11 protein-coding genes are annotated in these 12,830 nt (G+C 57.8%); 7 read left to right on the top strand and 4 right to left on the bottom strand.

Annotation, left to right across the window (positions count from 1 at the left end; genetic code table 11):
• Positions 1–220: 220 nt before the first annotated feature.
• On the bottom strand, positions 221–1,531 hold the full coding sequence (locus tag HGP17_RS27750; protein ID WP_168814031.1) for an MFS transporter: 1,311 nt from the start codon (positions 1,529–1,531) through the stop codon (positions 221–223).
• A gap of 288 nt (positions 1,532–1,819) precedes the next feature.
• Positions 1,820–2,026, bottom strand: a complete 207-nt coding sequence (locus tag HGP17_RS27745) for a KTSC domain-containing protein (RefSeq protein ID WP_168814029.1) — start codon at positions 2,024–2,026, stop codon at positions 1,820–1,822.
• Between the two features lie 425 nt (positions 2,027–2,451).
• Here HGP17_RS27745 and HGP17_RS27740 point away from each other — a divergent pair, with 425 nt between their 5' ends.
• The 7 genes from HGP17_RS27740 to HGP17_RS27710 all read left to right on the top strand — a co-directional run bounded on the left by HGP17_RS27740 (position 2,452) and on the right by HGP17_RS27710 (position 10,100).
• Positions 2,452–3,336, top strand: a complete 885-nt coding sequence (locus HGP17_RS27740) for a dihydrodipicolinate synthase family protein (protein WP_168814027.1) — start codon at positions 2,452–2,454, stop codon at positions 3,334–3,336.
• A gap of 21 nt (positions 3,337–3,357) precedes the next feature.
• Positions 3,358–4,017 (top strand): GntR family transcriptional regulator, encoded by a 660-nt coding sequence (locus HGP17_RS27735; protein WP_168814025.1) that lies wholly within the window; start codon positions 3,358–3,360, stop codon positions 4,015–4,017.
• A gap of 58 nt (positions 4,018–4,075) precedes the next feature.
• The gene (locus HGP17_RS27730) at positions 4,076–5,407 is read left to right on the top strand and encodes a sugar ABC transporter substrate-binding protein (RefSeq protein ID WP_168814023.1); all 1,332 of its coding nucleotides are present in this window, start codon (positions 4,076–4,078) and stop codon (positions 5,405–5,407) included.
• Positions 5,407–6,342, top strand: a complete 936-nt coding sequence (locus HGP17_RS27725) for a sugar ABC transporter permease (RefSeq protein WP_168814104.1) — start codon at positions 5,407–5,409, stop codon at positions 6,340–6,342. Before HGP17_RS27730 ends, HGP17_RS27725 begins: the two co-directional genes overlap by 1 nt.
• A 1-nt stretch (position 6,343) precedes the next feature.
• Positions 6,344–7,159, top strand: coding sequence for a carbohydrate ABC transporter permease (locus HGP17_RS27720; RefSeq protein WP_168814021.1), 816 nt, complete (start codon positions 6,344–6,346; stop codon positions 7,157–7,159).
• A 40-nt stretch (positions 7,160–7,199) separates the two neighbouring features.
• A complete protein-coding gene (locus tag HGP17_RS27715; RefSeq protein ID WP_168814102.1) occupies positions 7,200–8,159 on the top strand; it encodes a sugar kinase in 960 nt (319 codons plus the stop codon).
• 219 nt (positions 8,160–8,378) lie between these two features.
• Positions 8,379–10,100 (top strand): ABC transporter ATP-binding protein, encoded by a 1,722-nt coding sequence (locus tag HGP17_RS27710; protein ID WP_168814019.1) that lies wholly within the window; start codon positions 8,379–8,381, stop codon positions 10,098–10,100.
• Between the two features lie 48 nt (positions 10,101–10,148).
• Here the strand turns inward: HGP17_RS27710 and HGP17_RS27705 are convergent, their stop codons facing one another.
• Both HGP17_RS27705 and HGP17_RS27700 read right to left on the bottom strand, forming a co-directional pair.
• Complete coding sequence (locus HGP17_RS27705) at positions 10,149–11,447, bottom strand: LLM class flavin-dependent oxidoreductase (protein ID WP_168814017.1); 1,299 nt, start codon at positions 11,445–11,447, stop codon at positions 10,149–10,151.
• Positions 11,444–12,820: an MmgE/PrpD family protein gene (locus HGP17_RS27700; RefSeq protein ID WP_168814015.1), complete on the bottom strand. Its 1,377-nt coding sequence runs from the start codon at positions 12,818–12,820 to the stop codon at positions 11,444–11,446. Before HGP17_RS27700 ends, HGP17_RS27705 begins: the two co-directional genes overlap by 4 nt.
• Positions 12,821–12,830: the final 10 nt, after the last annotated feature.

Below are 12,830 nucleotides of genomic sequence, written 5' to 3'. Positions count from 1 at the left end.
TTGGAACAAGCTTAGCGTCGGGATAACCCATTTTCTACGACGGCATCGCAGAATCTGTAATTATCTGTCAATATATGTAATTTCCTGAGAGCATCAAGTCACGTTGTCGGCGATTTTATAAACACGCAGAGATAACGGCGCTGGGTCGGCATAACCAAAAAAAGAAGCGGCCGCCGGCCGCTTCCGATGCTTCAAGACTTTCTTCTCGGGTTACGCGAGATTACTTCACATGCGCAGTATCTGCACTACCGAGATTGTCCCGCCCCGGCGCACGCGGCACCATGCGCCCGATTACCAGAACCAAAAGCGCAGCCGCCAGAAGGCAGGCCGCTAGGAAGAACATCGGCGCAATCGTGCTACCGGTGGTATCCTTGATCCAGGGAACCACGTTCTGGGCAACGAAGCCACCGAGATTGCCAACCGAATTGATCGCCGCAAGGCCGGCTGCGGCGCCGGCTCCTTGCAGGAAGCGCGATGGCAGGCTCCAGAAGACCGGCTGCCCCGCAAAAATGCCCGCAGCTGAGATACACAGGAAGATGAACTGCAGTGTATGGTCGGGAATAACAGCCGAGAGAACCAGGCTGACGGCGCCAACGAGTGCGGGAATGACGATATAGGGCGTTTTCGATTCCGCCTTGTCGGCCATGGCCGGGACTGCATAAAGCGCCACGGCAACAAGCAGCCAGGGAATAATGTTCAGAAAGCCGTTCGTCGTGTTGCTAACGCCGAAGTTCTTGACGATGGTCGGCAGCCAATAGCTCAGGCCGTACGCTGCCAGCGGAAAGCCGACATAGCAAAGCGACATCAGCAGAACGCGCGGATTGATGAGCGCGCGGAAGCCATCGGCAGCATTCTGCTCCATGTCCGAATTTTCCGCGGCAAGCCGATCCTTGAGCCAGGCCTTTTCACTCTCGCTGATGAATGATGCCTTGGATGGAAGATCTGGCAGATAAAACAGGGTAATGATGCCGGCGACAATGGCGGGGCCGCCGGTCACAAGAAACACCCACTGCCATCCCGCCATGCCGTAAAGACCGTTGAGATCGAGCAAAGCACCGCCAAGCGGCGCGCCGATGGCGTTGGCGAAGGCGCTGAAGATCATGAAGAGGCCGACCATCGTGCCGCGATAAGAGGAGGGATACCAAAGGGTAAGCAGATAGAGGACACCGGGGAAGAATCCTGCTTCGCAAGCACCAAGCAGAAAGCGCAGGATGTAGAACATCGTTGCATTCTGCGTATAGGCCAGGGCAACCGTGACCATCCCCCATGATATCAGAATGCGTGCGAACCACTTGCTGGCACCAAACCGATCGAGAAGCAGATTGCTTGGCACTTCGAAGATAAAATAACCGATGAAGAACAGCGATGCGCCGAGACCGTAGGCATATTCACTCATGCCAAGATCACCGACCATCTCCAGCTTCGCATAGCTGACATTCTGGCGATCGATATAGGCGATCAGATAGAGGATCCCCAGAAATGGCATAAGCCTCCAGGTGATCTTGGAGATAAGCTGCTTTTCGTCAACCACGCCTCATCCTCCCAGAAAGATGGTCCTGATTGATGTAGATAGCGCAACTCAGCGTTTATCAATGCAGCAGTGAATGGAAAGGCTCCAGCGAGCGCGCAGCCACGCCTTGAGGTAGGAACCGTTAAGAGGCTCTCATCACGTCTCTGCCTCGATTTGACCGGAAGTGCAGTCCTCTACCAGCAGTTTCTGTTCTTCGCTGGATCCGGACGGGAAGAATTGATCACGGTCGAGATGCTTGAGCGGGGCGGGCTCCCGCCGAGCCATCGGGCTGATGCCGCAAGAACAAAGTCAGGCGACGCGTTCGAATTGCGTGCGAATATGTTCGATATAGTGCTGGCCCGGAGAAGACGCTTTCACCATGGCAAGCGCAGCCTTCTGCGGGACACCTCTAAACTGTCGCTCCTCGCCGTTCTTGAAGCGTATATAAAGTCGTCCGTCATCCGCACGAAAAAACACGGATTTGATGATCTTGGATGAAACTGGAAGCTCTTGCATGGGTCACCTCGCCTTTGATTGGTCTTGTCGCACGAAAAGCAAAAAATTGGGTGAAATGACCTAGTTAATGAAATGTCGAGTTGCAGCCGTAGATTTTATCTATTGTCCGACCGTGACTTTTACCGTCGCGCACGCCGGCACATTCATCGCTCCTTGCAGCTGAAGTTTCGAGGCCGAAACGTGCTCATGGCACGCGCTCGCCGCCCTGGGATTTTCCACAATTCAACGGACGAAGATGACGATACGCCCCTCCCGCACATCGATATGCCCCGACATTGATTAGACATCAATCATATTTGGTTTTTGCGCGCGCAACAATGAAATTGTGTGGCGGATACAAAGTTTCGCATTGTTGATCTCAAGTTAACTTTACAACTAACATGTTAGCATGATACGTACTGACCTCATAGGATCGGGAGGATCGGATGAAAGAGAAGTTTGGGCTGTCGGCCGCGCTGGCAACGCCTTTTGATGTTGGCGATGAGATCGCAATTGAGCGCGTGATCGACCAGGCAAAGCACTGCCTCTCCAATGGCTGCAACAGCGTTACGCTCTTCGGGACGACCGGCGAAGGCGCCTCTATTGGCATGTCAGAGCGTCAGCAGGTTCTCGCAGCCATGCTACATGCTGGCATCGCTCCCACCCAGATCGTTGTGGGCGTGTTGGTGGATGCAGCTGAAGATGCCGCAGCGCAGGCGCGGCATGCCTTGTCGCAAGGTGTTCGCAACATTCTTCTCGCTCCGCCGTCATACTTCAAGAATGTGAGCGACGACGGCCTGTTCAAATGGTTTGCGGCCGTCTTCACCATGCTCGGCGCGCCTGCCCGCGACGTCATCGTCTACAACATCCCGTCCGTGACGATGGTGCCCTTGTCTGTTTCTCTTATCGGTCGCCTGCGCACAGCGTTTTCCGACATCGTCGTCGGTGTCAAGGATTCCTCCGGCGACTGGTCCTATACCGAGGAATTGCTGAAAACCCACGGTGATCTCGTCATTCTGATTGGCGACGAGCGGGATCTGGCGCATGGGGTTCGCCTTGGTAGCCAGGGGGCGATCTCCGGCATGGCGAACCTGCTACCCCGCGAAGTTCAGGCCATGGCTGAAAATGGCATTGAGAATGTCGATGTCGCACGTTTCGTGGGGCAGTTGTTGAATTATCCCGTTATTCCTTCCATCAAGGCCATTCTTTCCCGGTTGACGGAGGATGAAGGCTGGCTTGCCGTGCGTCCCCCTCTCGTGCCAATGAACAAGGACGATTTAGACACGCTATTTGCCGCCTTCAGCACGCTGTTTCGTGCAAAGGCGGCCTAACCGAACAGCCCGGAGCTGCCGATGGACGGAGCAGGCGAACAGCCAACGTTGAGAGAAAAGGCCTATGAGAGCTTCACGCGCCATCTTCTGGCGCGCGACGTTCGTCCGGGTCAATTCATCTCGCAGCGGCGGCTCGTCGAGCTGACTGGACTGACGCTTGGCGCGATCCGCGAGTTGATCCCGCGTCTGGAAGCAGAAGGTCTTATCAAAACAGTTCCGCAGCGCGGCCTGCAAATCGCTCATATCGATCTCGATCTGATCCGCGAGGCATTCCAGCTTCGTCTGTTTTTGGAGAAAGAAGCTGTCGCGCTCTTTACCCATTCGGCATCGGACGAGACGATCGCCAAACTTTTGAAAGACCATCGCGATATCGCCGACGCCATCCGCTCCGGCGACAACTCCCCGGAATTGGAACTTCACGCACAATCGGTGGACTGGGGCATGCACGATGCGTTCATCGACGCGCTTGGCAATACGATCATTTCCAACGCCTATCGGGTCAACTCCATCAAGATGCGGCTGATCAGCCAGGACAGGTTTCGGATCAACGGGCATGTTGGGCCCGTTATGGAGGAGCACCTGAAGGTACTTGACGCAATACAGCGACGATCCGCCGACGAGGCGGTGGCAGCACTCGTATCCCACATCGGCGGAGCACGGGATCGCGCACTGAAGATTTGAAAACACCGAATAACAGGCCGTGAATGAGGAGATTTTCGGCCAAAGGAGGAGGAACAGGATGTCATCGTCATTATTCAATCCGACACGTCGCGGCTTCATGGCCGGCACGGCAGCACTGGGCGCGGCAAGCATCTTTGGCGTGCGCGCCGCTTCAGCCGCCGTCGACTGGAAGCGCTTTTCCGGTACGACGCTCGAGGTCAATCTGATCAAGAGTCCGCGCAGCGAAACAATCCTCAAATACCTGAGCGAGTTCGAGACCTTGACGGGCATCAAGGTCAATGCGGAAGCGACGCCGGAACAGCAACAGCGCCAGAAGACCACGATCGAGCTGAGTTCAGGCAAGCCGAGTTTCGATGTCGTGCATCTGAGCTATCACGTCCAGAAGCGCCAGTTCGAAAAGGGCGGCTGGCTTGCCGATATCAGTGGCTTCATGAAGGATCCCTCGCTCACCGACCCTTCGTTGACGGAGAACGACTTCGCAGAGGCTGGCCTGAAATTCGCCAAGGATAGCAGTGGCGTCATGCGCTCCCTGCCCTTCTCCGTCGACTATTGGATTATCTACTGGAACAAGGCCTTGTTCGAAAAGAAGGGCCTTGCATACCCGCAGACCTTCGAAGAGATGGCCAAGGCAGCCGAAGCGCTGACGGACAAGTCGACAAATACCTACGGCTTTGTCGCCCGTGGCTTGAAAAACGCCAATACGCCGGTCTGGACGACCTTCATGCTTGGCTATGGTGCGACGCCGCTTTCTGCCGATGGCAAGCTGCAGACGGAATCACAGGGCGCCGTGGATGCTGCAAAGCTCTATCAGCAGCTGATGACGAAATCGGCGCCTCCCGGCGTGTCGGGCTTCAATTGGGCGGAAGCGCAATCGGCCTTTCTGCAGGGTAAGATCGGCATGTGGCTGGATGGCGTCGGCTTTGCACCTCCAATCGAAAACCCGGAAAAATCCCGTGTCGTCGGTCAGGTCGGCTACGGCATTATGCCAAAGGGTCCCGGTGCGCAGGCTGCGGCCACCACTGGTGACGGCATCGGCGTGACTGCCGCCAGCCAGAACAAGGAGGCCGCCTATCTTTTCTGCCAATGGGCGATCTCGCACGACATGGGCGCGCGCCTGTTGCAGGCCGGCGCCGGCGTTCCCTTCCGCCAGTCCATCCTTGAAGATCAGAAGGTTCGCGAAGGCGTCAAAATGCCGGTCGCATGGCTCGATGCCGTTGCTGGCTCCGCCAAGGTCTCGCAGCTCGCCCTGCCGGTTATCATTCCGGTCACGGAATTCCGCGACATCTATGGCGTCGCACTGACGAACATGATCGGCGGCGCCGATCCTGCTGCTGAACTGAAGGCAGCGACCGCCCAGTTCGAGCCGGTGCTCGCAAGAAGCGAGGGATGATGGCCTCCGTGAGTATCGAAGACACCGCAGCTACTGCGGCTGCAAAGAGGAGCAAGCCGAACAGGCTTGCTCCGAACTACTGGCCTTTCGTTATTCCTGCCTTGATCGTGATTGCGGCTGTCATCGTCTTCCCCTGGGTCTTCACCCTTTGGATGAGTGTGAACAAATGGACGCTCGGGCAATCGCAGAGTTTTGTGGGATGGGACAACTATCTCCGCCTCGCAACCGATGCCCGCTTCTGGGAATCGCTTTGGCATACGGTCCTATACACTGTGCTCTCAGTCGTCGGCCCACTGATTTTCGGAACGCTCGCCGCCCTCATCTTCGATGCCAATTTTCCGCTGCGAGGCTTTCTGCGCGGCATCTTCGTCATGCCGATGATGGCGACACCTGTCGCCGTGGCCCTCGTTTGGACGATGATGTTTCATCCGCAGCTTGGCGTGCTGAACTATTTGCTTTCGCTTGTCGGTATCGGCCCGCAGGAATGGATTTACAATCAATCCAGCGTCATCCCCTCGCTGGTTCTCGTCGAGGTCTGGCAATGGACGCCACTGGTTATGCTTATCGTGCTCGGCGGCCTCGCATCGGTGCCCCGCGAACCCTATGAAAGTGCTGAGATCGATGGCGCCAACGCTTGGCAGCAGTTCCGCTACCTGACGGTCCCAATGATATCGCCCTTCCTGATGATTGCCGTCATGATCCGAGGGATCGACGCCATCAAGAGCTTCGATATCATCTATGCGATGACCCAGGGCGGCCCGGGTACCGCGTCTGAGACCATCAATATCTACCTCTATAATACGGCGTTTTCCTACTACGACATCGGCTACGGGTCGGCCATGGCGGTGGTGTTCTTCATCATTATCGTTGCGCTCTCGTTCATGCTCCTCATGATGAGGCAACGCGCGCGATGGGCTAACGGGGAGGCACGTTGAGATGAAACGGTCCACCCTCAATCGCCTGGGCCTGTTCTTCGTTGCCCTGGTCATCGTCTCGCCTGTCGTGCTGTTCTTCCTGTGGATGATCTCACTGTCGCTGAAGTACGAAATCGACAATGGCGCCTATCCGCCGATCCTCATTCCGGATCGCGTCGCGTGGTCGAACTATGTGAATGTTTTCCAGGAGAACAATTTCTTCCTCTATTTCTGGAACTCCATCCTTGTAACGGGTGCAGCAACCTTGCTGGCGCTCGTCATCGGCGTTCCCGCGGGATACGGGATTGCACGGCTGAAGGCGGAGAAATCGGCAATCGTCATCATGATCGCGCGCATGACGCCCGGGCTCTCCTTCCTCATTCCGCTTTTTCTGTTGTTTCAATGGCTCAATCTTCTCGGAACGCTTTGGCCACAGATCATTATCCATCTCGTCGTCACAGTTCCGATCGTGGTCTGGATCATGATCGGCTATTTCGAGACGACGCCGATCGAGCTTGAAGAAGCGGCCAGCATCGATGGCGCCACGCCATGGCAAGTGTTTCGACTAGTCGCCCTGCCGATCGCCCGCCCCGGCATCGTCGTCGCGTTTATCCTCTCCGTTATCTTCTCGTGGAACAACTTCGTCTTCGGCATCGTTCTTGCCAGCCGCGAGACCCGGACATTGCCCGTCGCGGTCTACAACATGCTTTCATTCGAACAGGTCAGCTGGGGGCCACTTGCCGCCGCGGCCTTGATCGTCACATTGCCGGTCCTTGTTTTGACGATGTTTGCGCAGCGCCAGATCATTGCCGGGCTAACCGCCGGCGCCGTTAAATGACGCAGCGCAGTTTCGACACGACAGGCGGACATCGGTCTTGATTTCGCCCTCCGCCTTTGCCCTTCCCACCGGAGCACCCAAGCATATCCTTTGCGTCGGCGCAGCGGTTCTCGACACGCTCTTTCGCGTTCCGACAATGCCGACCGGCCAAGGAAAAGTGCTGCCGTACGACATGCTGCAGATTGCAGAAGGCATGGCCTCCAGCGCAGCTTATGCTATCGCGCGCCTCGGTGGCCGAGCAAGTCTGTGGGGTGCGGTTGGTCATGATGAAACCGGTGAGCGGATCGTTCGGGACCTTGCAGACGCCGGGATTCAAACGGATGGAATGCTACGCGTCGAAGGCGCTCGATCTGCGATATCGACCATTCTGGTTGACGATGACGGCGAAAGGCTGATCGTGCCGTTTTACGATCCGAAACTGCACGAACACACCAGAATTGTCGTACCGAAAGACATTGCGGCTTTCGACGCCGTGCTTGTCGACGTCCGTTGGCCGGAATTGGCACAGCAGGTCTTGAAGATGGCGCGGGCTGAAGGCAAGCCAGCGATTCTCGATGGCGACGTGGCGCGGGACGGTGTCATAGAGCAGTTGGCCCCGCAGGCCACTCACATCGTCTTTTCAGAGCCGGCTGCGCATCGCCTGACCGGAGCCGACAATTTCGCGGAGATGGCCGCCTTGCTGAAGCGGAGGTTCGCGCAATCCTTTATCTGCGTGACCGCCGGTGCGGCCGGCAGTTTCTGGTTCGACGATCAAAGCGACAACCTCCTGCACAGCCCGACGATCACCGTCAAGGCGATCGATACCCTCGCCGCCGGGGACATCTTTCACGGCGCCTTTGCGCTTGCGATTGCGGAGGGGCGGCACCCTGCCGAGGCAATCCAGTTTTCGTCCGTTGCGGCAGCCATGAAGTGCGAGGTTTTCGGCGGTCGTACAGGGGCGCCAACACGCGATGAAGTGCTGGACCGTCTGAGCAGCTTTACAACGCCGCGCCAGGCCTGAGCGCCGCCACGGGCAATTGTCTGCGGATCGACGCACTCCCAATTCGGGGGTGACACCGATGCATGCGTGGATTATATAAACCGCGCGACTCAAGCAGGAGGACCGCCAGATGAGACATTTCGGCACCCATTGACGCTGCAAAGCGACGCCGAATTCGGGCTGTCGTTTTAGCCCGTCCTTTGTCCCTATATCCTCTTCAAGTGCCCACGGAGGGCATGCATGCTACGTCGTTTCTTTTCCTATTATGCCAGCTACAAGAAGCTGTTCTTTCTTGATTTTGGCTGTGCGGTGGTTGCGGGCCTTCTCGAACTCGGCTTTCCGCTGGCGGTCAAGCTGTTCATCGATACACTTCTGCCGAGCCATGACTGGGGCTTGATTTTCGGTACGGCAGCGCTGCTGCTTGTCGTTTACGCAACGAGCACAGGCCTGTCGGCCATCGTCAACTATTGGGGTCACGCACTCGGCATCTCGATCGAGTCCGACATGCGCCGACAAGCCTTCGACCATATCCAGAAGCTCTCCTTCCGCTATTTCGACAACAACCGCACCGGTCACCTGATCACCCATGTGACAAAGGACCTTGAGGAAGTCGGCGAGATCGCCCATCACGGTCCCGAGGATCTGTTCATCGCGATCATGACCTTCATCGGCGCCTTCCTGCTGATGTTTGGCGTGCACTGGAAGCTTGCCTTGCTGACGACGACGATCGTGCCCTTCATGACTTGGCTGGTCAGCCGCTACGGTTCGAAAATGACCGTTAATTCGCGCAGCCTGTTCGGAAAGGTCGGCAACTTCAACACGCGTATGCAGGAAACCGTCGGTGGCATCCGAGTGGTGAAGGCGTTCGCCAACGAGCGCTATGAGAGCCAGCTGTTTGCCAGCGACAACGAAGACTATAAGGCAACCAAGCTCGACGGCTACGCCTATATGACGGCAAGCATCGCGCTCAGCTATTTCAGCACGCGCCTTGTGCAACTCGTCGTCATGATGGCCGGGACCTGGTTCGTCATCTCGGGCGAGCTTACGTACGGCGGGTTCGTCAGCTTCCTGCTGCTCATCAATGTCTTTTTCAGGCCGATCGATAAGATCACCTCGGTCATCGAGACCTATCCCAAAGGCATTGCCGGGTTCAAACGCTTCCTGTCGCTCATCGACACCGAACCGGACCTCGCCGATCGGCCGGACGCAGTCACAGCCGGTCACCTGAGGGGCGACATCACCTATACCGATGTCGGCTTTGCCTATTCCGATCAGAGACCGATTTTCGACAATCTTTCGTTGACGATCGCGTCCGGCGAAACTGTCGCCTTTGTCGGCGCATCCGGCACCGGCAAAACGACGATCTGCTCACTCCTGCCACGATTTTACGACGTGACATCGGGCAGCATCACGATCGATGGGATCGACATCCGCGACATGACGCAGGCCTCGCTGCGAAGCCAGATCGGCATCGTCCAGCAGGACGTTTTCTTGTTTGGCTCGACCATTCGCGAGAACATCGCCTATGGGAAACTCGGCGCCACCGACGAGGATATCATGAGGGCGCTACAACGCGCTTCACTCGATGACTTCGTGCGGTCCTTGCCCGCTGGCCTCGATACGCCCACAGGCGAGCGCGGCGTCAAGCTCTCCGGCGGGCAGAAACAGCGCCTGGCAATTGCGCGTATCTTTCTGAAAGACCCACCGATCCTCATTCTGGATGAAGCTACGTCGGCGCTCGATACGGCGACAGAATATGCAATCCAGCAGGCCCTTTTGGAGCTTGCCAAGGGGCGTACCACCCTGGTCGTCGCGCATCGCCTATCGACGATCCGCAATGCAAACCGCATTATCGTCATGGGCGACAACGGCATTGTCGAACAAGGCTCCCACGACGAGCTGCTCGCCTGCAACGGCGCTTACGCGCGATTGCACAAGGCGCAGTTCGGGCTCTACGCCTGACCTATCGATAAAAGAGAGTGCCGAGGCTGAATGCCTCGGCCCGCTTGCTCAAGCCCAGGCCGGCCTTGCGATGCCGAGGTGGTCGCGCAGTGTTTTTCCTTCGTATTCGCGGCGATAAAGGCCTCTCTCCTGCAGGATCGGCACGACATCGTTGGCAAAATCCTCCAGACCGCCGGGAAAAAAGGGCGGCATGACGTTGAAGCCGTCAGCAGCACCATTTTCGAACCATTGCTGCATGCGGTCGGCAATCTCCACGGCTGTTCCAAGCACAATGTGATGGCCGCGCCCAGCTGCGACACGCAATGCAAGCTCCCGGATCGTCAATTTCTCGCGGCGCGCAAGTTCGGTCAGCAGTTCGGCGCGGCTACGAAGCTGATCGGAAATCGATAGGTCTGGCAGTGGCCCGTCGAGATCATACTCGGCAAGACTATGTCCCAAGCGTTCTTCAAGAAGAGGCATTGCGCTCTTGATATCCGTCCAGCGGTTCAGAACGTCGAGCTTCTCGCGTGCTTCGGCAGCCGTCTTCCCTATCACGGGCAGAAAACCCGGCATGACCGCGACATCGTCGGGTTTTCGCCCGAAGGCTGCGACCCTGCCCTTCAGGCTCTTGTAGAAGGCCTGCGCCTCATCAAGGCTCTGCTGCGCGGTAAAGACGATATCGGCGGTGCGGGCGGCAAGATCCTGGCCTGGCCCGGACGAGCCGGCCTGGATCAGCACGGGGTGGCCTTGCGGAGAGCGCGGAATATTCAGGGGACCCTTCACCGAGTAGTATTTGCCAGCATGATCGAGCACACGAACCCTGGCGGGGTCTGCGTAGATGCCACTTTCCTTGTCTTTCGGAAATGCATCGTCGGCCCAGCTGTCCCATAAGCCACGCACAACGTCGACGAACTCCTCCGCAACAGCATAGCGCTCGTCATGCTCCGGATGGCTTTTCGAAAAGTTTGCGGCCGTACGGGCATAGGATGTGGTGACGATGTTCCAGGCCGCACGGCCATGACTCAAATGATCGATCGAAGCGAAGGCACGGGCAAGATGATAGGGTTCGCCATAAGTGGTCGATGCCGTCGCCGCAAGGCCAATCTTCTCCGTGACCATCGCAAGCGATGCCAGCAGCGTCAGTGGCTCAAAACGTGCAATCATCGACGGATGGGCATCGACACCGCTCGTCAACCCGTCCGCCAGAAAGAGCATGTCGAATTTCGCGGCCTCGGCAATTTTCGCCACGCGGCGCAAAAGGTCGAAATTCTCGCTACCGGCTTCGGCATCCGGATGGCGCCAACCGGAGACATGATGACCGGCACCTTGCAGAAAAAGGCCGAGATGGATCTTGCGGGTGTTGCTCATGCGTGCATGCCTTGCGTTTCTTGAAAGTGGATCAGGTCAGGCGGATGCCCCAAGCGCTCCAGCAGGAGATCAAGATCCTCCTCGCTGTGCATCCTTTGGACCAGTTCGGGGACGGTCGAGGCAACCTTGTCATTGCCGGTCGCGTCACGGAATTTGTCAGAGGGGTCGGTCAAGCCGGGGAGGCCTTTAAATTCTCGGGTGAAGCGGCGTCCATCCGTCAGCGTTACATCGGCAATAACAAAGCGTGTCTTTGGATCGCTCGAAAGGCGCGGTGCCGTGTCGTCGTGACGACGGCGCACGCGACGCGCAACGGCCACCAGATCGTCTCTGACCGGGGTTTCGCCGAAATGGCCGATCTTCAACACACCGTCAATCAAGGCCGTCGCAAAGACATATTCGGCGCTGAAGCGCGCATCGATGCCGGTCGTCGGATTGGTCACCACGAGCGCGGCGTCTCCGCCGGGCGGAAAAGTAAAGACGACCTCGTCGATCAGATGCGGGTGCAGCCCCTCACCGTGAAGCTGGAGCCCGATCATCGCAACCGGATGGCTTGCCGTGCAGCAGGGAAACGCCTTGAGTGTCAGGCCGGGCGCGACGATCTGCCATGGCGAACCCCAGCCTTCGACAACCGCCTGCGGCCGCTCCTCGCCAAATGAGAAGGCCGAATGGAAGCCGATTGGATTGTCGAGAAGGTCTTGCGCGCCGCCAAAGCCTGCCTTGGCGAGCTTGGCCGACAGCAGTCCGGAACGCGCCGCCATGCCCGCGTGATAAGGTTTCGCGTCATGACCGAATTGCAGCCGAAGACCGCTCGAATGTGTGGCGGCAAGTCCGAGCGCGGTCGTAGTCTCGGTGATGGAGTAGCCGAGTGCATGCGCGACTGCCGCCGCAGCTCCAATCGTCCCGAGTGTTGCGGTCGCGTGGAAGCCGTTTTCGTAATGGCGCATGCCAATCGAAAGCCCAAGACGTGCCATAGCTTCAAGGCCGACGATATAAGCGGCAATCAGACGATCGGCCGTCAGTCTTACTTCCGAGGCCAGGGCGAGCAAGGCAGGAATGATAACGGTCGTCGGGTGGCCGCGCACACTTGCGTGCACGTCGTCATAATCAAGCACATGGCCGGCATGCCCATTGATCAGAGCGGCTGTCAGCGCGTCGGCACGCACACGCCGACCAACGATGACGGCTCGCCCTTCAGCCTTTGGCAATTGCTCCAAAAGGATTGTCGTCGTGCGGTCACCAGAGCCGCCATAGGCGCAGGCCAGCCAATCGACGATCGCGGTACGGGCAGCGGAAACTGCCGCCTGATCGAGCAGCGGTTTGGAAGAGACGATGGCTTCAGCAAAGGCTGTCGTCAGCGGAAAGACCTTCTCCATTGTCAAGTCT

The sequence above is a fragment of the Rhizobium sp. P38BS-XIX genome (assembly GCF_012641435.1).
Taxonomy (GTDB): Bacteria; Pseudomonadota; Alphaproteobacteria; order Rhizobiales; family Rhizobiaceae; genus Rhizobium.
The sequence above is the reverse complement of the archived record's forward strand: the minus strand, read 5'-3'. Positions and strand labels throughout refer to the sequence as shown.